An 18,120-nucleotide genomic window follows, 5' to 3' on the forward strand; every position below is an offset into this window, starting at 1 on the left:
CCCTCATTTTTAGTTCTGCGTAAAATCAGAACTCGTGTTTGCAAAATGTGGTCGAATAGCCCATGCAGCCTAGGCGCACACTCGTGCGCAGCGCATTCAGGGAGCTCCACACATGAAACGTTTTGCCTTGGCAATCATCTGCGGTGTATTGGCCACTTCGGCCGTGGCCGCGCCAAAAGATTGTGAAGAGCTCAGGAAAGAAATCGAAGTGAAGATCCAGGCCAAGGCGATTCCGTCCTACACCCTGGAAATCATCACCGCCGAAGAAGCCAAGAACCATGATGAAGCCATGATTGTTGGTTCGTGCGAAAACGGCACCAAGCGCATCATCTACCAAAAGAACAACGACTGACTCAGATGCAGTTCACGCTGCGCTCTTCGGCCAATAACTGGCGGGTTGAGTCGTACAGCCGGATGTTGGGCGTGAACGCCAGTGAGCGCCCTTCCAGCACATAGCGCTGGCCGGCCTGAAAGTGGTCGTACTGCAGTGTCATGAAGCAGGTTCGATACATCATCTGGCTGAGGCCACCCAAACCGCCGCCGGCGGGCACTTCAAAGTCAAAGCGCACCATCAGCTCGTGAGGGCCGGGAGGCATTTGAAAAAAGCGCCCGTCGTCGAGGTTTTTCCCGTCCAGGCGCTGAGCCATCACCAACTTGGAGCCCGGCGTCGGTGTAGTGAAATCGACCCAGGCCTGCTGCGGGTCCACAGGGGGGATGGGGGTAGAGGCGCAAGCGCTGAGGAACACAGCGGCGACGGGAAGCAAAAGCTGGCGCATGGCAGGTACTCAACACGAAGAGAGGCTTGAGTATAAACACGCCATGCCGTGGAAAAATCCCCTGCAAGCGCGATAGTCTGGCGAACCAATCTCCCAGGAGCAGTCAGTGCATGATCAGGCGTTTTCTTCCAGGGCTGATGGTTGTGCTGCTCAGCGGCTGCTCCAGTGTCAGTTATTACAGCCAGTTGGCGAGCGGCCAGTGGCAGCTGTTGCGGGCCCGGGAGCCGGTTGCCGAGGTCATCGCCGACCCTGCTCGCCCGCCAGTGCTGCGCGAGCATCTGGCTCAATCGCAGAAAGCCCGAATCTTTGCCAGTGAACAGCTGCATCTGCCTGACAACCAAAGTTATCGGCTGTATGCCGATATTGGCCGACCCTATGTGGTCTGGAATGTCTTTGCCACACCGGAATTCTCTCTGTCACCACAGAACCATTGCTTTCCCATCGCCGGTTGCGTCGCCTATCGCGGCTACTACAACCAAGGCGCGGCGCGGGGCGAGGCGGCACTGTTGCGGCAACAGGGCATGGACGTGTCGATCGGTGGAGTGGAGGCCTACTCCACGCTGGGCTGGTTCAACGATCCGATCATGAGTTCGATGATGAGCTGGGGCGATGAGCGCCTCGCCACGCTGATCTTCCATGAGCTGGCCCACCAGCGCTTTTACGTGAAGGATGACACCGAGTTCAACGAGTCCTATGCCAGTTTTGTCGAGCAGGAAGGCACCCGGCAATGGCGTGTGGCGCGGGGCCTGGCGCCTGTCGGCGATGCGGCGTTGAAGCAACGCGATCAATTTATCCGGCTGATTCTCGATACCCGCAAACGTCTGGAGGCGTTGTACGCACAGCCGTTGGCAGCGGACGCGATGCGCCGGGCCAAAGCGGCGCAATTCGAACAGTTGCGCCGCGAATACCGGCACCTGCGTGATAGCCAATGGGGTGGTGACAAGCGTTATGACGCCTGGATCAACCAGCCGATGAACAATGCCCGACTGTTGCCGTTTGGGTTGTATGACCAATGGGTGCCGGCGTTTGCGGCGTTGTTTGCGCAGGAAGGTGGGGATTGGGTGAAGTTTTATACTGCGGTGGAGCGGTTGGGTGGGTTGCCGGTGGAGCAGCGTAAAGCGGCGTTGAGGCAGTTGGAGAGGGTTGGCCGTTAGGGCCTTATCGCAGGCAAGCCAGCTCCCACAGTTCATCGATTTTCAACATGAGAATGCGGTCAACTGTGGGAGCTGGCTTGCCTGCGAAAGCAGTCTCAAGGCCGCTGCAAAAACGCCTGATGCATCTGGTCCAACGTCTCGAAATGCCAGGTCGGCGCCTCGGCATTCAGCTCTTCAAAACTACCAAACCCATACCCCACGGCGACCGAATCCAGCCCATTACTGCGTGCCCCGATCAGGTCATGCTTGCGATCACCGATCATCAAAGTGGTGGCCGGGTCCAGCCGTTCCTCACGCATCAAATGCGCGATCAACTCGACCTTGTTGGTACGCGTACCGTCCAACTCGCTGCCGTAGATCACCTTGAAGTGCTTGGCAAAGTCGAAATGCCGCGCAATCTCGCGGGCAAACTCCCACGGTTTGGAGGTGGCGACGTACAGCTGGCGCCCTTGGCTGTTCAGCTCTTCCAATAACGGCATGACCCCGTCGAACACGCGGTTTTCGTACAGGCCGGTAACCTTGAAGCGCTCACGGTAGAAATTCACCGCTTCCCACGCCTTGGCCTCGTCGAAGGCGTAAAACTGCATGAACGCCTGCAGCAAAGGCGGGCCGATGAAATGTTCGAGCTTCGCCAGGTCGGGCTCATCAATGCCCAGTTTGGCCAGGGCGTACTGGATCGAACGGGTAATGCCCTCACGCGGGTCGGTGAGGGTACCGTCCAGGTCGAACAGGACGGTGGGGTGATGCAGGGTCATTGATCGAATCCTTCGGCCAGGTGCAGGTCTTTGAGTTTCACGTAGTTCGCCGCGCTGTAGGTGAAAAAGGCGCGCTCTTTGTCAGTCAATGCGCGAACCTGCTTCACCGGGCTGCCCACATACAAAAAACCGCTGTCGAGTTTCTTGCCTGGCGGCACCAGGCTGCCGGCGCCGATGATCACGTCGTCTTCGACCACGGCGCCATCCATCACAATACTGCCCATGCCGATCAGGACGCGGCTACCCACGGTGCAGCCATGCAGCATGACCTTATGAGCGATGGTCACGTCGTCGCCGATCAGCAATGGGTAACCCTGCGGATTGAACGGCCCGGCATGGGTAATGTGCAGCACGCAGCCATCTTGCACGCTGGTGCGGGCACCGATGCGGATGCGGTGCATGTCGCCGCGAATCACTGTCAGCGGCCAAACCGAGCTGTCAGTGCCGATTTCGACATCGCCGATCACCACCGCCGAAATATCGACAAACGCCCCGGCGCCGAGGGTTGGCGTGTGGTTCTGATAGGTGCGAAGGGTCACGATAGCCTCTCTCTGTTGTGCTGATAGCTGCGGTGGGTGTTGATTGTAATTAAGATGGCCCCATCTTTGTTCTACATGTTTCTTCAGCCAAGGTGCCCACCGTGAGCGCGAACAACCCTCTTTTGCAGTCCTACGACCTGCCGCCGTTCTCGGCGATCCGTGCCGAGCACGTGCAGCCGGCCATCGAACAGATCCTCGCCGACAACCGCGTGGCAATCGCAGAGATCCTGCAGAGCCAGGGTAAAAATCCGACGTGGGCCGGCCTGGTCCTGGCCATGGACGAACTCAATGATCGCCTGGGTGCGGCCTGGAGCCCGGTCAGCCACCTCAATGCCGTGTGCAACAGCGCCGAACTGCGCGAAGCCTATGAGGCGTGCCTGCCGGCCTTGAGCGCTTACTCTACCGAAATGGGCCAGAACCGTGAGCTGTTCCAGGCCTTCGAAGCCCTGGCCAACAGCCCGGAAGCTGCCGGTTTCGATGTGGCGCAAAAAACCATTCTGGAACACTCCCTGCGTGACTTCCGCCTGTCGGGTATCGACTTGCCGCCGGAGCAGCAAAAGCGCTACGCCGAGGTGCAGAGCAAGCTGTCCGAGCTGGGCAGCAAGTTCTCAAACCAGTTGCTGGACGCCACCCAGGCCTGGACCAAGCACGTCACCGATGAAGCCACCCTTGCCGGTCTGACCGACTCGGCCAAGGCACAAATGGCCGCCGCCGCCCAGGCCAAGGGCCTCGACGGCTGGCTGATCACCTTGGAATTCCCCAGCTACTACGCCGTCATGACCTACGCCCAGGACCGTGCCCTGCGTGAAGAGGTGTACGCCGCCTACTGCACCCGTGCGTCGGACCAAGGCCCGAATGCCGGTCAGAACGATAACGGCCCGGTGATGGAACAGATCCTCGACCTGCGTCAGGAACTGGCCCAATTGTTGGGTTATGCGTCCTTCTCCGAGCTGAGCCTGGCCACCAAGATGGCCGAGTCCAGCGACCAGGTGCTGAGCTTTCTGCGTGACCTGGCCAAGCGCAGCAAGCCGTTTGCCGCCCAGGACCTGCAGCAACTCAAGGCCTATGCCGCCGAGCAAGGCTGCGCCGATCTGCAAAGCTGGGACAGCGGTTTCTACGGCGAAAAACTGCGTGAGCAGCGCTACAGCGTGTCCCAGGAAGCGCTACGCGCCTACTTCCCCATCGACAAAGTGCTGGGCGGCCTGTTTGCCATTGTGCAGCGCCTGTACGGCATCGAGATCGCCGAGCTTAAAGGCTTCGACACCTGGCACCCGGATGTGCGCCTGTTCGAGATCAAGGAGAACGGCGAGCAGGTCGGACGTTTCTTCTTCGACCTGTACGCCCGCGCCAACAAGCGTGGCGGTGCCTGGATGGATGGCGCCCGTGACCGCCGCCGTACCGTTGATGGCGTGCTGCAAAGCCCCGTCGCCAACCTGGTATGCAACTTCACTCCGGCCGACAGCGGCAAGCCTGCCCTGCTGACCCACGATGAAGTCACCACCCTGTTCCACGAATTCGGCCATGGCCTGCATCACCTGCTCACCCGCGTGGAACATGCCGGCGTATCCGGTATCAACGGTGTGGCGTGGGACGCGGTGGAACTGCCGAGCCAATTCATGGAGAACTGGTGCTGGGAGCCTGAAGGCCTGGCGCTGATCTCCGGCCACTACGAAACCGGCGAGCCCCTGCCCCAGGACTTGCTGGAGAAAATGCTCGCGGCGAAAAACTTCCAGTCCGGCCTGATGATGGTGCGTCAGCTGGAGTTCTCGCTGTTCGACTTTGAACTGCACGCCACCCATGGCGATGGTCGCAGCGTGGCCAAGGTACTTGAAGGCGTGCGCGATGAAGTCTCGGTCATGCGCCCACCGGCCTACAACCGCTTCCCCAACAGCTTCGCTCACATCTTCGCCGGCGGTTATGCGGCGGGCTACTACAGCTACAAGTGGGCCGAAGTGCTGTCGGCGGATGCGTTCTCCAAGTTTGAGGAAGACGGCGTGCTCAACGCCCAGACCGGGCGTGCCTTCCGTGAAGCCATCCTGGCCCGTGGCGGTTCCCAGGCGCCGATGGTGCTGTTCGTCGACTTCCGCGGACGCGCGCCGTCGATTGACGCACTCTTGCGCCACAGCGGCCTGAGTGAGGACGCGGCAGCATGAGTGAAGGGCCTGTGATCACCAAAAAGCAATTTATCGCTGGGGCTGTCTGCCCGGCGTGCAGCGAGCCGGACAAGTTGAAGATGTGGACCGAAGACAACGTGCCGCACCGCGAGTGCGTGGCCTGCGGGTATACCGATACGCTGAATGATCAAGGCCTGTCGGTGCCCAAGGAATTGGGCACTAGGGTCAATACCACCGCGCTGAAAGCGCCGGCGGATCCTAAAGTGCAGGCAGTGCAGTTCTTCCCGAACCCGAAGCTGAAAAAAGACTAACCCCGCACCCCCTGTAGGAGCGAGCTTGCTCGCGAAAAACGTTAACGATAACGCGCGCTATCCTGGATAAGCGCGTCGCTGTTGAGTTTTTCGCGAGCAAGCTCGCTCCTACAGTTGTTTCTCTGCCTGGCCCGTTGTGGTGATCCAGTCTTTCATTGAGCACAACGCAAACGCGCTGGTGCTGCAATCCCCATTTGCTAAAGCTGTGCGCAACTTGTCGACATCGGCTTTCATCATGTAGCGAACGCCATCCTTGAAACCGTTGCTGCTGCCAAAGCCGCCCAAGGTCATCTCGTTCAGCGCATCCTCCTTGCTCCACCCCTGCACCACCACCCGATACATCGCTGCCATCAGGCCGGTGCGGTCGGCGCCGTGCTTGCAGTGCATCAACACCGGGCCATCGGCCTCTGCTGCCTGAATCGCCCTGATCGCCGCCAGCACGTCGGAATCGTCGACGTGGTTGGTGCGATAGCTCAACTGCACCTGTTTGATATCAGATGATTGGAGCCACTGCGCATCAGATTCCGGCAGGAAGTTGATGACCGTAGCGATCTTGAGCGTTTGCAACAGGGGCAGCGCACGCTCGTCCGGCAATGCACTGCGATAGAGCGTGGGTGTCATTTGATGCAGGTTGTATTGGTTACCCACCGGCTGGGCCCATTCCGGCGAGCGGATCGACGCAGCCTCATCGGCTTGTACGGTGTTGAGCAGGCTCATGAGCCCCAGGCCGAAAGCGAGCAGTATGCGTGTGTTGAACATGAACGTTGTGACCGAGCGAGGAAGTGGCTGATGGGCCACAGACTCACTCAAGGCGGGTCAATACGGCGTGAGGTCCGTGTCAAAGAATCGTGATGCTTGCGATCTGATCCGGTGTTTTTGTCGTCGAATTGACGCCTCTGAATTCTTAGCCTGCTATCATTTGTAACTAATGTTTGCCATTGTGCTGTATCTGCTTGGATCCAATTAGCCGCAAGCCTTCACGCTGCTCCCAGAAGCGGCGGATAAACCCGTGACCACATGATGAGGTGTACCCATGTCTGATCAAGATCAAGACAACCCCCGGCGTGACTTTTTACGCAAATCCTTGACCTTGATCCCGGTGGTCACGGTTGCCAGCACCGGCCTTGGCGGTTCGATGCTGATGGCCACGCCGGAACCGGCCCAGGCCGAACCGGCCAAGCCTGCGGTCAGCGATAAAGCCTACGAGCCGAGCTATTTCACAGCCGAGGAGTGGGCGTTTATCAACGCTGCCGTCGAGCGCTTGATTCCCGCTGACGCCCAGGGCCCAGGTGCCTTGGAGGCTGGCGCGCCGGAATACATCGACCGCCAGATGAACACTCCTTACGCCAGTGGCGCCCTGTGGTTCATGCAAGGCCCGTTCAACGCCGATGCGGCGCCGGAGATGGGCTGGCAGAGCAAATTGGTGCCCAAGGAGATCTATCGCCTGGGCATTGCTGCCACGGATGCGTGGTCGAAAGCGTTCAACGGTAAAGCTTTTGCTGCGCAAGACAGCGCTACCCGAGACGATATGCTTAGACGTCTGGAAGCTGGCGGCAGCGAAGTGGCGGCGCATTTCGATGCCGTGCCGCCCAAGATGTTCTTCAACCTTTTGCTGCAAAACACCAAGGAAGGCTTCTTCTGCGACCCTATCCACGGTGGCAATAAAGGCATGGTCGGCTGGACCATGATCGGCTTCCCCGGCGCCCGCGCCGATTTCATGGATTGGGTGGAACGCAACGAGCAATACCCCTTCCCGGCTGTTTCCATTCGCGGAGAGAGGGCGTAAACGTGGCGACCATCATGAAGAAAGTGGATGCAGTGATTGTGGGGTTCGGCTGGACGGGCGCGATCATGGCCAAAGAGCTGACGGAAGCGGGCCTCAACGTGGTAGCGCTGGAGCGCGGCCCGATGCAGGACACTTACCCAGACGGCAACTATCCCCAGGTCATCGACGAATTGACCTACAGCGTGCGTAAGAAGCTGTTCCAGGACATCTCCAAAGAAACGGTGACCATTCGCCACAGCGTAAATGACGTCGCCCTGCCCAATCGTCAGTTGGGCGCTTTCTTGCCGGGTAATGGCGTGGGTGGTGCGGGGCTGCACTGGTCGGGCGTGCATTTTCGCGTCGACCCGATTGAGCTGCGCATGCGCAGCCATTACGAAGAGCGCTACGGGAAGAACTTCATTCCCAAGGACATGACCATCCAGGACTTCGGCGTCAGCTATGAAGAGCTGGAGCCGTTTTTCGACTATGCGGAAAAAGTCTTTGGCACCTCCGGCCAAGCCTGGACAGTCAAAGGCCAGTTGGTCGGAGAAGGCCGTGGCGGCAACCCCTACGCGCCGGATCGCTCCAACCCGTTCCCATTGGAGGCGCAGAAAAATGCCGTCTCCGCCCAGCTGTTTCAGAAAGCGGCGACCGACGTAGGTTACAAACCTTACAACCTGCCGTCGGCCAACACGTCGGGGCCGTACACCAACCCCTACGGTGCGCAGATGGGCCCGTGCAACTTCTGCGGCTTTTGCAGTGGCTACGTGTGCTACATGTACTCCAAGGCCTCGCCGAACGTGAACATCTTGCCGGCCTTGCGCCAAGTGCCCAACTTCGAGCTGCGGCCCAATTCCCACGTGCTCAAGGTCAACCTCGACAGCACCAAGAAGAAAGCTACCGGCGTGACCTACATCGACGCCCAGGGCCGCGAATGCGAACAGCCGGCGGACCTGGTGATTCTTGGCGCCTTCCAGTTCCATAACGTGCGCCTGATGCTGCTGTCCGGCATCGGCAAACCCTACGACCCGATTACCAATGAAGGCGTGGTAGGCAGGAACTTCGCCTACCAGAACATGGGCACCATCAAGGCGTTCTTCGACAAGGACACCCACACCAACAACTTTATCGGTGCGGGCGGCAATGGCGTGGCCATCGACGACTTCAACGCCGACAACTTTGACCATGGCCCCCACGGCTTCGTGGGTGGTTCGCCGATGTGGGTCAACCAGGCGGGCAGCCGGCCGATTGCCGGTACGTCCAACCCTCCGGGCACGCCGGCCTGGGGCAGCGCCTGGAAGCGCGCCACCGCCGATTACTACACCCATCAGGTCTCTATGGACTCCCACGGTGCCCATCAGTCCTACCGCAGCAACTACCTGGATCTGGACCCGGTTTACCGCGATGCCTACGGTCTGCCGCTGCTGCGCATGACCTTCGACTGGCAAGAAAACGACATCAAGATGAACCGCTTCATGATGGAGAAAATGGGCAAAGTGGCCCAGGCCATGAACCCCAAGGCCATCGCCGTGCTGGGTAAAAAGGTCGGTGAGCATTTCAATACCGCCGCCTACCAGACCACCCACCTCAACGGTGGCGCGATCATGGGCACCGACCCGAAAACCAGTGCGTTGAACCGCTACTTGCAGAGCTGGGATGTGCACAACGTATTTGTCCCCGGTGCTTCCGCTTTCCCACAAGGGCTGGGCTACAACCCTACCGGCCTGGTGGCAGCGTTGACCTATTGGTCGGCGCGAGCGATTCGCGAGCAGTACCTCAAAAACCCCGGCCCACTGGTTCAGGCATAAGGAGCGATGACCATGAAAGCACTCGTTATCGCCTCCCTGGCGCTGTTCAGCAGCTGCTCGATCAGCGCCGCCGAAACCGATCTGATCAAGCAGGGTGAATACCTGGCGCGCGCCGGCGACTGTGTCGCCTGCCATACCGCCAAGGGGGGCAAGCCCTTCGCTGGCGGCCTGCCGATGGAAACACCGATTGGCGTGATCTATTCCACCAACATCACCCCGGACAAGACCGGCCTGGGCGACTACAGCTTTGAGGATTTCGACAAGGCCGTGCGCCATGGCGTCGCCAAGAACGGTAGTACGCTTTACCCGGCGATGCCCTACCCGTCTTACGCACGTGTCAGCGACAGCGATATGCAAGCGTTGTACGCGTACTTCATGAAGGGCGTCGAACCGGTCGCCCAAGAAAACAAGGACAGCGATATTCCCTGGCCCCTGAGCATGCGTTGGCCGCTGGCGGCCTGGCGCTGGATGTTTGCCCCGGCGGTCGAGGCGCATCAGCCGCAAGCCGCCGCCGACCCGATGATCGATCGCGGCGCCTACCTGGTGGAAGGTCTCGGGCATTGCGGCGCCTGCCATACGCCGCGCGCCCTGACCATGCAGGAAAAAGCCCTGAGTGCCACGGACGGCAGCGCCTTCCTGTCTGGCAGTGCGCCGTTGGAAGGCTGGATTGCCAAAAGCCTGCGCGGCGACCACAAGGACGGCCTCGGCAGCTGGAGCGAGGAGCAACTGGTGCAGTTCCTCAAGACCGGTCGCAGCGACCGTAGCGCGGTATTCGGCGGCATGAGTGATGTGGTTGTGCACAGCATGCAGTACATGTCCCAAGAGGACCTGACCGCTATCGCCCGCTACCTCAAGAGCCTGCCGGCGGTCGATCCCAAGGACCAGCCGCACCAGTACGACAAGCAGGTAGCACAAGCGCTGTGGAAGGGCGATGACAGCAAGCCCGGTGCGTCGGTGTATATCGACAACTGCGCGGCTTGCCACCGTACCGATGGCCATGGCTATACGCGGGTATTCCCGGCGCTGGCGGGCAACCCGGTGTTGCAGACGGCAGATGCCACGTCGTTGATCAACATTGTGTTGAACGGCGGCACCTTGCCGGCCACCCATGCGGCGCCGTCAACCTTCACCATGCCGGCGTTCGCCTGGCGTCTGTCGGACCAGGAAGTGGCGGATGTGGTGAGTTTTATCCGTGGCAGCTGGGGCAACCAGGGCGCGCCGGTCAAGGCCAGCGATGTGGCGGATCTGCGCAAAAACGATCTGCACACCACCTCGGGCGATGACTTGGGCCAGGTGACGCAAAAGCACTGATAAGTTCGCTGGCCGCCCAACGGCACTGGTCAGAAACCTCGCGCCTCGATACTGTATATAAAAACAGTATCGAGGCGTTTTCATGTCTACTGCGCTGCCGCCCCGTGGCCGGGGTACGGCCACCAACCTGCACAATCGGTTTGCACCCACCGTCAGCGTGGCCGAGGACGACGGTTGGTACCAGGAAGTGCCGCCGACCCAAGGCACCGAAGTGCGTATCGAAACGGCCAAGACCATCATCACCCGCAACAACTCGCCGGACTTGCCGTTTGATCGGTCCATCAACCCGTATCGCGGTTGTGAGCATGGTTGCATCTACTGCTATGCGCGGCCCAGCCATGCCTATTGGGACATGTCGCCCGGGCTGGACTTTGAAACCAAATTGATTGCCAAGAGCAACGCGGCTGATGTGCTGGAGCAGCAGTTGTCCAAGCCGGGCTACGTGTGCGCACCGATCAACCTGGGCTCCAATACCGATCCGTACCAGCCAATCGAGCGTGAATACCGGATTACCCGGCAAACCCTTGAGGTACTGCTGCGCTACCGGCACCCGGTGACCATCATCACCAAGGGTTCGTTGATCCTGCGTGACCTCGACTTGCTGACCGAGTTGGCCCGCCAGCGCCTGGTGGCGGTGATGATCAGCCTCACCAGCCTGGACGACGAGCTCAAGCGCATCCTGGAACCGCGCACGGCAGCGCCCAAGGCGCGGCTGCGGGCGATTCGGGTAATGCGCGACGCGGGTATCCCGGTGGGCGTGCTGTGCTCGCCAATGATCCCGATGATCAACGACAGCGAGCTGGAGAGCCTGCTTACCGAAGCTCACGCGGCCGGCGCACAAAGCGCGGCGTATATGATGCTGCGCCTGCCGTTGGAGGTGGCGCCGTTGTTCGAGGAGTGGCTGGTGGCCCATTACCCCCAGCGAGCGGCCCATGTGATGAGCCTGGTGCGCCAGGTACGCGGGGGTGAGGTGTATGACAGCCGGTTTGGCGTGCGCATGCGCGGTGAGGGGCCGTTTGCCGATTTGCTGGCGCAGCGGTTCACCAAGGCAATCAAACGCCTGGGGCTGAATCGGCGGGAAGGGTTCAACCTCGATTGCACGGCGTTTTGCCCACCGGGCAGGCAGATGGCTTTGTTGTAGACTGAGGGAAAGACGTGCACCTTTGCTATAGCAATAGTCGCGTTTTGACATCACTGAAACCCGCGTTCTAGAGCGGTTCATTCAGTTTGAGTTAAGTTTCGGCGGTTACCTTGTTCAGCGAGTGACTGATGAGTCGGCGGCCTGGCCGGTGCTTGTTTTACAACTATTTCACCGCCATGGCGTCGAACTGACCTGAACCCTCCCCTGCATTGATCAAGAGGATGAATCATGAGTGACAAGGATAAACAGCCGTTGGCTGCGTCGGCTTCAGCCCCTCAGGTGGCGGAATCCGCCGATGCAGCGCTGCAGCATATCGTTGACGGCTTTTTGCATTTCCATCACGACGTCTTCCCCCAGCAGGAAGAACTCTTCAAGAAACTCGCCACTGCCCAGAGCCCACGGGCAATGTTCATCACCTGCGCCGACTCGCGCATCGTGCCCGAGCTGATCACTCAAAGCTCCCCAGGCGACCTGTTCGTGACCCGTAACGTCGGTAACGTGGTGCCGCCCTACGGCCAGATGAACGGCGGTGTTTCCACCGCTATCGAGTACGCGGTGCTCGCCCTTGGCGTACAGCACATCATCGTGTGCGGGCATTCGGACTGCGGCGCCATGCGTGCCGTGCTCAACCCCGACAGCCTGGAAAAGATGCCGACGGTCAAAGCCTGGCTGCGTCACGCCGAGGTCGCCAAGACCATGGTCCATGACAACTGCGACTGCGCCAACGAAGGCGAGAGCATGGCGGTGCTGACCGAAGAAAACGTCATCGCCCAACTGCAACACTTGCGCACCCACCCTTCCGTGGCTTCGCGCATGGCCAATGGTCATTTGTTTATCCATGGTTGGATCTACAACATCGAGACCAGCGAAATTCGGGCCTACGATGCGGACAAGGCGGCGTTCCGACCGCTGAACGGCACCGAGCCGATCCCTTCAGCGACGCCTAAAGCGCGCTTCTAAAACACTTCCCTGCCGGGTAATGCGGTGGCTGCCATGGATGCAGCCAGGCTTTACCGCGCCCGGCGAATGCCTCGGGAGAGTCATCATGCGTGCTGCTCAATTGAAAGCTGTATTGCCACGGGAGCTGCTCGCCTCGGTGGTTGTTTTTCTGGTCGCCTTGCCACTGTGCATGGGCATCGCGATTGCGTCCGGCATGCCGCCGGCCAAGGGCCTGATCACGGGCATCATCGGTGGCCTGGTGGTGGGCTGGCTGGCCGGCTCGCCGCTGCAAGTCAGCGGCCCGGCGGCGGGTCTGGCGGTGTTGGTGTTCGAGTTGGTGCGCCAGCACGGCATGCTGATGCTGGGGCCGATCCTGCTGCTGGCCGGCTTCCTGCAATTGGTGGCCGGGCGTTTGCGCCTGGGCTGCTGGTTTCGCGTCACCGCGCCGGCGGTAGTCTATGGCATGTTGGCCGGGATTGGCGTGTTGATCGTGTTGTCGCAGATTCATGTGATGCTCGACGGCGCGCCCAAGCCGTCCGGGCTGGATAACCTGGCAGGCTTCCCGGCAGCGTTGGCTGAAGCAATTCCGACCTTCGGCGGCGGGCTCGGTTGGCAGGCTGGCGTGCTCGGCCTGTCGACGATGTTGGTGATGTACCTGTGGGACAAATTCCGCCCGCAACCACTACGGTTTGTGCCTGGCGCGTTGCTTGGCGTGGGCCTGGCGACCGTCGCCAGCCTGGTCCTGGCGCTGCAGGTCAAGCGCGTGGAGGTCCCGGAAAACCTTGCGGACGCTATCGACTGGCTGCGCCCCAGCGACCTGCTGAACCTGGCTGACCCACAGCTGTTGATCGCGGCGTTCGCCGTAGCGTTTATTGCCAGTGCCGAAACCCTGCTGTCTGCCGCAGCGGTGGACCGCATGCACAGTGGTCAACGTTCCGACTTCGATAAGGAATTGTCGGCCCAAGGTGTGGGCAACATGCTCTGCGGCCTAGTGGGAGCATTGCCCATGACCGGCGTGATCGTGCGCAGCTCGGCTAACGTCCAGGCCGGGGCAACCACGCGTCTGTCGGCGATGTTCCATGGCCTGTGGCTGCTGGGTTTCGTGCTCTTGCTGTCGAGCGTGCTGCAGAGCATTCCGGTCGCGAGCCTGGCGGGTGTGCTGGTGTACACCGGCATCAAGCTGGTAGACGTCAAGGCGTTCAAGGCGCTGGGGCGCTATGGTCGGATGCCGATGTTCACCTATGCGGCCACCGCGCTGGCAATCATCTTTACCGATTTGCTGACCGGCGTGCTGGTGGGCTTTGGGCTGACGCTGGTGAAGTTGGCGTTCAAGGCGTCGCGTCTTAAAGTCAGCCTTGTTGACCTGCCTCAGGAAGGTGAAATGGAGCTGCGTTTGACGGGGGCGGCGACCTTTCTGAAGGTGCCGGCGTTGACTCAGGTGCTGTCGGCGGTGCCTGCGGGGACCACCTTGCATGTGCCGCTGAGTAACTTGAGTTACATCGACCACTCTTGCCTGGAGTTGCTGGAAGAATGGGGCCGGGCCAATGCAGCCAAGGGCTCGACGTTGGTGATCGAGGCGCGTGGGTTGAAGCGTCGGCTGGAAGGTCGGGTGAGAACGACAGTGGGGATCGGCTCAGCGCCTGCCTGACCCCTCAAAAAACTGTGGGAGCCGGACGATTTACGCAGGTTGATCCAGCGACAGCTCAACCCCAAGCTGGCGCGACAGGCACGGCCAGCGCTTCCAGGACGCTTCGGTCTGCGGGCTCTTGAGCTGCTCGCGATAGGCCTCGACCGACTCCAGCGCAAAGCTTTCCTCGTTAAGCATCTCATCCACCGCCAGGTGCACGGCTTCATCCAACTGGTTGGCGAAGTCTTCGCCGATCAGTTGATGGGCGATCACGTTGGCCACGGTGGTATCCGCTGGAATCAACGGCTGGCCGAAATGCTTGATGTACAGGTCGTTCACTTCTTCGACCAGGCGATGCGCCAGGTAGGCCTCATCCAGCAGGCCATCAAGGCCGTCGTGGCCGGCCAGAATCGCTGGCGGCTGCAGGAAGAAATGTTCAGCGATTTTCAGTACTGGTTTGATCTGGCTTTCAATCCCGGCCTCACGGGCCACGTCATTGGCAGCGTCGAGCAAATCAGGAACCAGGTCGATGTAGGCAGTCACAAAGCGCGTCATGACGATGTTGCGATCACCGTCTGCCAGAGAAATGGCCGAGTGCAGGTGCGGCAATTGTTGTTCCAACTGAATGGCAAGTTGGCCGGTGGTGGCTTCGTGTTGATGGGCACGGGAAATCTGCTCGCGCAATGCGGCGGTGTTCATGAGGGCTCCAGTGAAGCAGGCGTAGGAAAAGGGAAAAGACAAGGTAGTTCGTTTATACGAGCGCCTAAGACGCATTTGTCATAATTATTTCATGGTTATAGGCAGGGGTTATATCGAAATGCCATCGTTCGTCGGATAAACGATTCCGCCGCCCATTTTACGGGCTCCGTCTGTCTGTTTCTATTCATTTGCCCCCACACATTGCGGGGTTGCTACGGCTGTCTATACTCGATTTTGTACGCAATTAGCTGATGACGCCCAACTGCATGACGCAGGCAAGGCTTGGCGGTTGTAAGCAGTATGGAAGCCGCTCCCTTCGCCGCAGGTGCAAACCGGCGGGATAACAAGAAACATAAAGGGGAACCCGCAATGACGCGACATCCACACGTTTGGATGGGCCTCCTGGTGTGGTCGGTATTCGGCCAGGCGCACGCCGCCTGGACCACGAATATGGCGCCAGGGGCTACTGAAGTCAGCCACGCTGTGTTTGACCTGCACATGACCATTTTCTGGATTTGTGTGGTGATCGGCATCGTCGTGTTTGGCGCGATGTTCTGGTCGATGATCCTGCACCGCCGGTCCACGGGCCAGGTAGCGGCCAAGTTCCACGAAAGCACCACCGTGGAAATCCTCTGGACCGTGGTGCCCTTGCTGATTCTGGTGGCCATGGCCATTCCGGCCACCAAGACCCTGATCAACATTTACGACAGCAGTGAATCGGATATCGATATCCAGGTCACCGGCTATCAGTGGAAGTGGCATTACAAATACCTGGGGCAGGATGTGGAGTTCTTCAGCAACCTGGCCACGCCCGCCGAGCAGATCCATAACCAGGCTACCAAGGGTGAACACTACCTGTTGGAAGTCGACCAGCCGCTGGTATTGCCGGTGGGTGCCAAGGTGCGCTTTCTGGTGACCGCCGCCGATGTGATCCACTCATGGTGGGTACCGGCCTTCGCGGTCAAGCGCGACGCCATCCCCGGCTTCGTCAACGAGGCCTGGACCCGCGTCGAGAAGCCCGGCATCTATCGTGGCCAGTGCGCCGAACTGTGTGGCAAGGACCATGGCTTCATGCCCATCGTGGTTGAGGTCAAGTCCAAGGCTGACTACGACACCTGGCTGGGCGAGCGCAAGGAGGAGGCGGCCAAGCTCAAGGAACTGACCTCCAAGGAGTGGACACTGGACGAACTGGTGGCTCGTGGCGACAAGGTCTATCACACCACCTGCGTGGCCTGTCACCAAGCCGAGGGCCAAGGCTTGCCACCGATGTTCCCGGCGCTCAAGGGCTCGAAAATCGCCACGGGGCCGGCCAAAGACCATCTGAGCATCGTGTATCACGGCAAGCCCGGCACCGCGATGGCAGCTTTCGGCAAGCAGCTCTCGGAAGTGGATATCGCCGCTGTGGTGACCTATGAGCGTAACGCCTGGGGTAATAACAAAGGCGACATGGTCACGCCCAAAGACGTGCTGGCTCTGAAACAGGCCCAAAGCAAATGACTACTTTCATTGCCAATGCCCTGAATCGCCCCGCTCACTCGCTTGCAGGAGAACGGCCATGAGCACTGTGATCGACCATGGTCATGCCGACCATGCCCACGGCCCCGCCAAGGGTCTGATGCGCTGGGTGCTGACCACCAACCACAAAGACATCGGCACCATGTACCTGTGGTTCGCCTTCACCATGTTCCTGCTCGGTGGCTCGTTCGCCATGGTGATCCGCGCCGAGCTGTTCCAGCCGGGCCTGCAGATTGTGCAGCCGGCGTTCTTCAACCAGATGACCACCATGCACGGCCTGATCATGGTGTTCGGCGCAGTGATGCCGGCGTTCGTCGGCCTGGCCAACTGGATGATCCCGCTGATGATCGGCGCGCCGGACATGGCCCTGCCGCGCATGAACAATTTCAGTTTCTGGCTGCTGCCGGCGGCGTTTCTGCTGTTGGTGTCTACCTTGTTCACGCCCGGCGGTGGGCCGAACTTCGGCTGGACCTTTTACGCCCCGCTCTCCACCACCTATGCGCCGGAAAGCGTGACGTTCTTTATCTTTGCCATCCACCTGATGGGCATCAGTTCGATCATGGGCGCGATCAACGTGGTCGCCACCATCCTCAACCTGCGCGCGCCGGGCATGACCCTGATGAAAATGCCGCTGTTCGTGTGGACCTGGCTGATCACCGCGTTCCTGCTGATCGCGGTGATGCCGGTACTGGCGGGCTGCGTGACCATGATGCTGATGGATATCCACTTCGGCACCAGCTTCTTCAGCGCGGCCGGTGGTGGCGATCCGGTGCTGTTCCAGCATGTGTTCTGGTTCTTCGGGCATCCCGAGGTGTACATCATGATCCTGCCGGCCTTTGGCGCGGTCAGCTCGATCATCCCGACCTTCTCGCGCAAGCCGCTGTTCGGTTACACCTCGATGGTCTACGCCACCGCGAGCATCGCGTTCCTGTCATTCATCGTGTGGGCACACCATATGTTCGTGGTGGGCATTCCGCTGGTGGGTGAGCTGTTCTTCATGTACGCCACCCTGCTGATCGCCGTACCCACGGGGGTGAAGGTATTCAACTGGGTCAGCACCATGTGGCAAGGCTCACTGACGTTCGAGACGCCGATGTTGTTTGCGGTGGCCTTTGTGATCCTGTTCACCATCGGCGGCTTCTCCGGGCTGATGCTGGCGATTGCCCCGGCGGACTTTCAGTACCACGACACCTACTTTGTGGTGGCGCATTTCCATTACGTACTGGTGCCCGGCGCGATCTTCGGGATCTTCGCCTCGGCCTACTACTGGCTGCCGAAATGGACCGGCCACATGTACGACGAAACCCTGGGCAAACTGCATTTCTGGTTGTCTTTCGTGGGCATGAACATGGCGTTCTTCCCCATGCACTTCGTGGGGCTGGCCGGTATGCCGCGTCGGGTGCCGGACTACAACCTGCAGTTCGCTGACTTCAACATGGTCTCGTCCATCGGTGCCTTCATGTTCGGCGCCACGCAGATCTTCTTCCTGTTCATTGTCATCAAGTGCATCCGTGGCGGCCCGCCTGCGCCGGCCAAGCCCTGGGATGGCGCCGAAGGCCTGGAATGGAGCGTGCCCTCGCCCGCGCCGTATCACACCTTCACCACGCCGCCGGAGGTCAAATGAAGCCCTCCCTATACTCCTCCTGTGGGAGCGGGCTTGCCCGCG

The 18,120-nt window shown here is 60.2% G+C and carries 17 protein-coding genes; 12 read left to right on the plus strand and 5 right to left on the minus strand.

Features of this window, described 5'->3' with window-relative positions:
* Positions 1-112: 112 nt before the first annotated feature.
* Positions 113-352 (plus strand): DUF1161 domain-containing protein, encoded by a 240-nt coding sequence (locus TX24_RS15750; RefSeq protein WP_003187312.1) that lies wholly within the window; start codon positions 113-115, stop codon positions 350-352.
* Position 353: 1 nt separating this feature from the next.
* Here TX24_RS15750 and TX24_RS15755 read toward each other — a convergent pair whose 3' ends face one another.
* A complete protein-coding gene (locus TX24_RS15755) occupies positions 354-776 on the minus strand; it encodes a PA0061/PA0062 family lipoprotein (protein WP_034134140.1) in 423 nt (140 codons plus the stop codon).
* A 110-nt stretch (positions 777-886) separates the two neighbouring features.
* Between TX24_RS15755 and TX24_RS15760 the strand changes: the two genes are divergently transcribed.
* Positions 887-1,930 carry an aminopeptidase gene (locus tag TX24_RS15760; protein ID WP_057710644.1) on the plus strand — a complete coding sequence of 348 codons (1,044 nt, stop codon included), beginning with the start codon at positions 887-889 and terminating at the stop codon, positions 1,928-1,930.
* A 95-nt stretch (positions 1,931-2,025) separates the two neighbouring features.
* Here the strand turns inward: TX24_RS15760 and TX24_RS15765 are convergent, their stop codons facing one another.
* Both TX24_RS15765 and TX24_RS15770 read right to left on the minus strand, forming a co-directional pair.
* Positions 2,026-2,685, minus strand: coding sequence for an HAD family hydrolase (locus TX24_RS15765; RefSeq protein WP_057710645.1), 660 nt, complete (start codon positions 2,683-2,685; stop codon positions 2,026-2,028).
* Positions 2,682-3,224, minus strand: coding sequence for a gamma carbonic anhydrase family protein (locus tag TX24_RS15770; protein ID WP_003187318.1), 543 nt, complete (start codon positions 3,222-3,224; stop codon positions 2,682-2,684). The genes TX24_RS15765 and TX24_RS15770 overlap by 4 nt, the downstream gene beginning before the upstream one ends.
* Before the next feature lie 101 nt (positions 3,225-3,325).
* Here TX24_RS15770 and prlC point away from each other — a divergent pair, with 101 nt between their 5' ends.
* Both prlC and TX24_RS15780 read left to right on the plus strand, forming a co-directional pair.
* Positions 3,326-5,377 carry an oligopeptidase A gene (gene prlC / locus TX24_RS15775; RefSeq protein ID WP_057710646.1) on the plus strand — a complete coding sequence of 684 codons (2,052 nt, stop codon included), beginning with the start codon at positions 3,326-3,328 and terminating at the stop codon, positions 5,375-5,377.
* A complete protein-coding gene (locus TX24_RS15780) occupies positions 5,374-5,649 on the plus strand; it encodes a YheV family putative zinc ribbon protein (RefSeq protein ID WP_003187322.1) in 276 nt (91 codons plus the stop codon). The genes prlC and TX24_RS15780 overlap by 4 nt, the downstream gene beginning before the upstream one ends.
* Positions 5,650-5,757: 108 nt before the next feature.
* Here the strand turns inward: TX24_RS15780 and TX24_RS15785 are convergent, their stop codons facing one another.
* The gene (locus TX24_RS15785) at positions 5,758-6,408 is read right to left on the minus strand and encodes a dual specificity protein phosphatase family protein (RefSeq protein ID WP_057710666.1); all 651 of its coding nucleotides are present in this window, start codon (positions 6,406-6,408) and stop codon (positions 5,758-5,760) included.
* Between the two features lie 274 nt (positions 6,409-6,682).
* Between TX24_RS15785 and TX24_RS15790 the strand changes: the two genes are divergently transcribed.
* The 6 genes from TX24_RS15790 (at position 6,683) to TX24_RS15815 (ending at position 14,261) form a co-directional block, all read left to right on the plus strand.
* Positions 6,683-7,435 (plus strand): gluconate 2-dehydrogenase subunit 3 family protein, encoded by a 753-nt coding sequence (locus tag TX24_RS15790; RefSeq protein WP_003187325.1) that lies wholly within the window; start codon positions 6,683-6,685, stop codon positions 7,433-7,435.
* Positions 7,436-7,437: 2 nt separating this feature from the next.
* Complete coding sequence (locus TX24_RS15795; RefSeq protein ID WP_057710647.1) at positions 7,438-9,222, plus strand: GMC family oxidoreductase; 1,785 nt, start codon at positions 7,438-7,440, stop codon at positions 9,220-9,222.
* Positions 9,223-9,234: 12 nt separating this feature from the next.
* Complete coding sequence (locus TX24_RS15800; protein ID WP_057710648.1) at positions 9,235-10,533, plus strand: cytochrome c; 1,299 nt, start codon at positions 9,235-9,237, stop codon at positions 10,531-10,533.
* 82 nt (positions 10,534-10,615) lie between these two features.
* Entirely contained in the window at positions 10,616-11,674 is a 1,059-nt protein-coding gene (locus TX24_RS15805) for a PA0069 family radical SAM protein (RefSeq protein WP_003187330.1), read from the plus strand.
* 228 nt (positions 11,675-11,902) lie between these two features.
* The gene (locus tag TX24_RS15810; protein WP_003187331.1) at positions 11,903-12,634 is read left to right on the plus strand and encodes a carbonic anhydrase; all 732 of its coding nucleotides are present in this window, start codon (positions 11,903-11,905) and stop codon (positions 12,632-12,634) included.
* Between the two features lie 85 nt (positions 12,635-12,719).
* The gene (locus TX24_RS15815; protein WP_003187333.1) at positions 12,720-14,261 is read left to right on the plus strand and encodes a SulP family inorganic anion transporter; all 1,542 of its coding nucleotides are present in this window, start codon (positions 12,720-12,722) and stop codon (positions 14,259-14,261) included.
* A gap of 30 nt (positions 14,262-14,291) precedes the next feature.
* Here the strand turns inward: TX24_RS15815 and TX24_RS15820 are convergent, their stop codons facing one another.
* Positions 14,292-14,939, minus strand: coding sequence for a hypothetical protein (locus tag TX24_RS15820; protein ID WP_034134146.1), 648 nt, complete (start codon positions 14,937-14,939; stop codon positions 14,292-14,294).
* A 369-nt stretch (positions 14,940-15,308) separates the two neighbouring features.
* Between TX24_RS15820 and coxB the strand changes: the two genes are divergently transcribed.
* Both coxB and ctaD read left to right on the plus strand, forming a co-directional pair.
* Entirely contained in the window at positions 15,309-16,436 is a 1,128-nt protein-coding gene (coxB, locus tag TX24_RS15825; protein ID WP_003187336.1) for a cytochrome c oxidase subunit II, read from the plus strand.
* A gap of 58 nt (positions 16,437-16,494) precedes the next feature.
* Positions 16,495-18,078: a cytochrome c oxidase subunit I gene (ctaD, locus tag TX24_RS15830; protein WP_003187339.1), complete on the plus strand. Its 1,584-nt coding sequence runs from the start codon at positions 16,495-16,497 to the stop codon at positions 18,076-18,078.
* The last annotated feature ends 42 nt before the right edge of the window (positions 18,079-18,120 follow it).

This window comes from Pseudomonas lactis, assembly GCF_001439845.1.
GTDB lineage: Bacteria > Pseudomonadota > Gammaproteobacteria > Pseudomonadales > Pseudomonadaceae > Aquipseudomonas > Aquipseudomonas lactis.

Excerpts from the sequence above, each read along its gene's own strand:
- TX24_RS15810 (WP_003187331.1), top strand. The coding sequence starts at position 11,903 with ATGAGTGACAAGGATAAACAGCCGTTGGCTGCGTCGGCTTCAGCCCCT.
- TX24_RS15815 (WP_003187333.1), top strand. The coding sequence starts at position 12,720 with ATGCGTGCTGCTCAATTGAAAGCTGTATTGCCACGGGAGCTGCTCGCC.
- TX24_RS15790 (WP_003187325.1), top strand. The coding sequence starts at position 6,683 with ATGTCTGATCAAGATCAAGACAACCCCCGGCGTGACTTTTTACGCAAA.
- TX24_RS15785 (WP_057710666.1), bottom strand. The coding sequence starts at position 6,408 with ATGTTCAACACACGCATACTGCTCGCTTTCGGCCTGGGGCTCATGAGC.
- TX24_RS15800 (WP_057710648.1), top strand. The coding sequence starts at position 9,235 with ATGAAAGCACTCGTTATCGCCTCCCTGGCGCTGTTCAGCAGCTGCTCG.
- TX24_RS15780 (WP_003187322.1), top strand. The coding sequence starts at position 5,374 with ATGAGTGAAGGGCCTGTGATCACCAAAAAGCAATTTATCGCTGGGGCT.
- TX24_RS15805 (WP_003187330.1), top strand. The coding sequence starts at position 10,616 with ATGTCTACTGCGCTGCCGCCCCGTGGCCGGGGTACGGCCACCAACCTG.
- TX24_RS15755 (WP_034134140.1), bottom strand. The coding sequence starts at position 776 with ATGCGCCAGCTTTTGCTTCCCGTCGCCGCTGTGTTCCTCAGCGCTTGC.
- ctaD (WP_003187339.1), top strand. The coding sequence starts at position 16,495 with ATGAGCACTGTGATCGACCATGGTCATGCCGACCATGCCCACGGCCCC.
- TX24_RS15750 (WP_003187312.1), top strand. The coding sequence starts at position 113 with ATGAAACGTTTTGCCTTGGCAATCATCTGCGGTGTATTGGCCACTTCG.
- TX24_RS15820 (WP_034134146.1), bottom strand. The coding sequence starts at position 14,939 with ATGAACACCGCCGCATTGCGCGAGCAGATTTCCCGTGCCCATCAACAC.
- coxB (WP_003187336.1), top strand. The coding sequence starts at position 15,309 with ATGACGCGACATCCACACGTTTGGATGGGCCTCCTGGTGTGGTCGGTA.
- TX24_RS15760 (WP_057710644.1), top strand. The coding sequence starts at position 887 with ATGATCAGGCGTTTTCTTCCAGGGCTGATGGTTGTGCTGCTCAGCGGC.
- TX24_RS15765 (WP_057710645.1), bottom strand. The coding sequence starts at position 2,685 with ATGACCCTGCATCACCCCACCGTCCTGTTCGACCTGGACGGTACCCTC.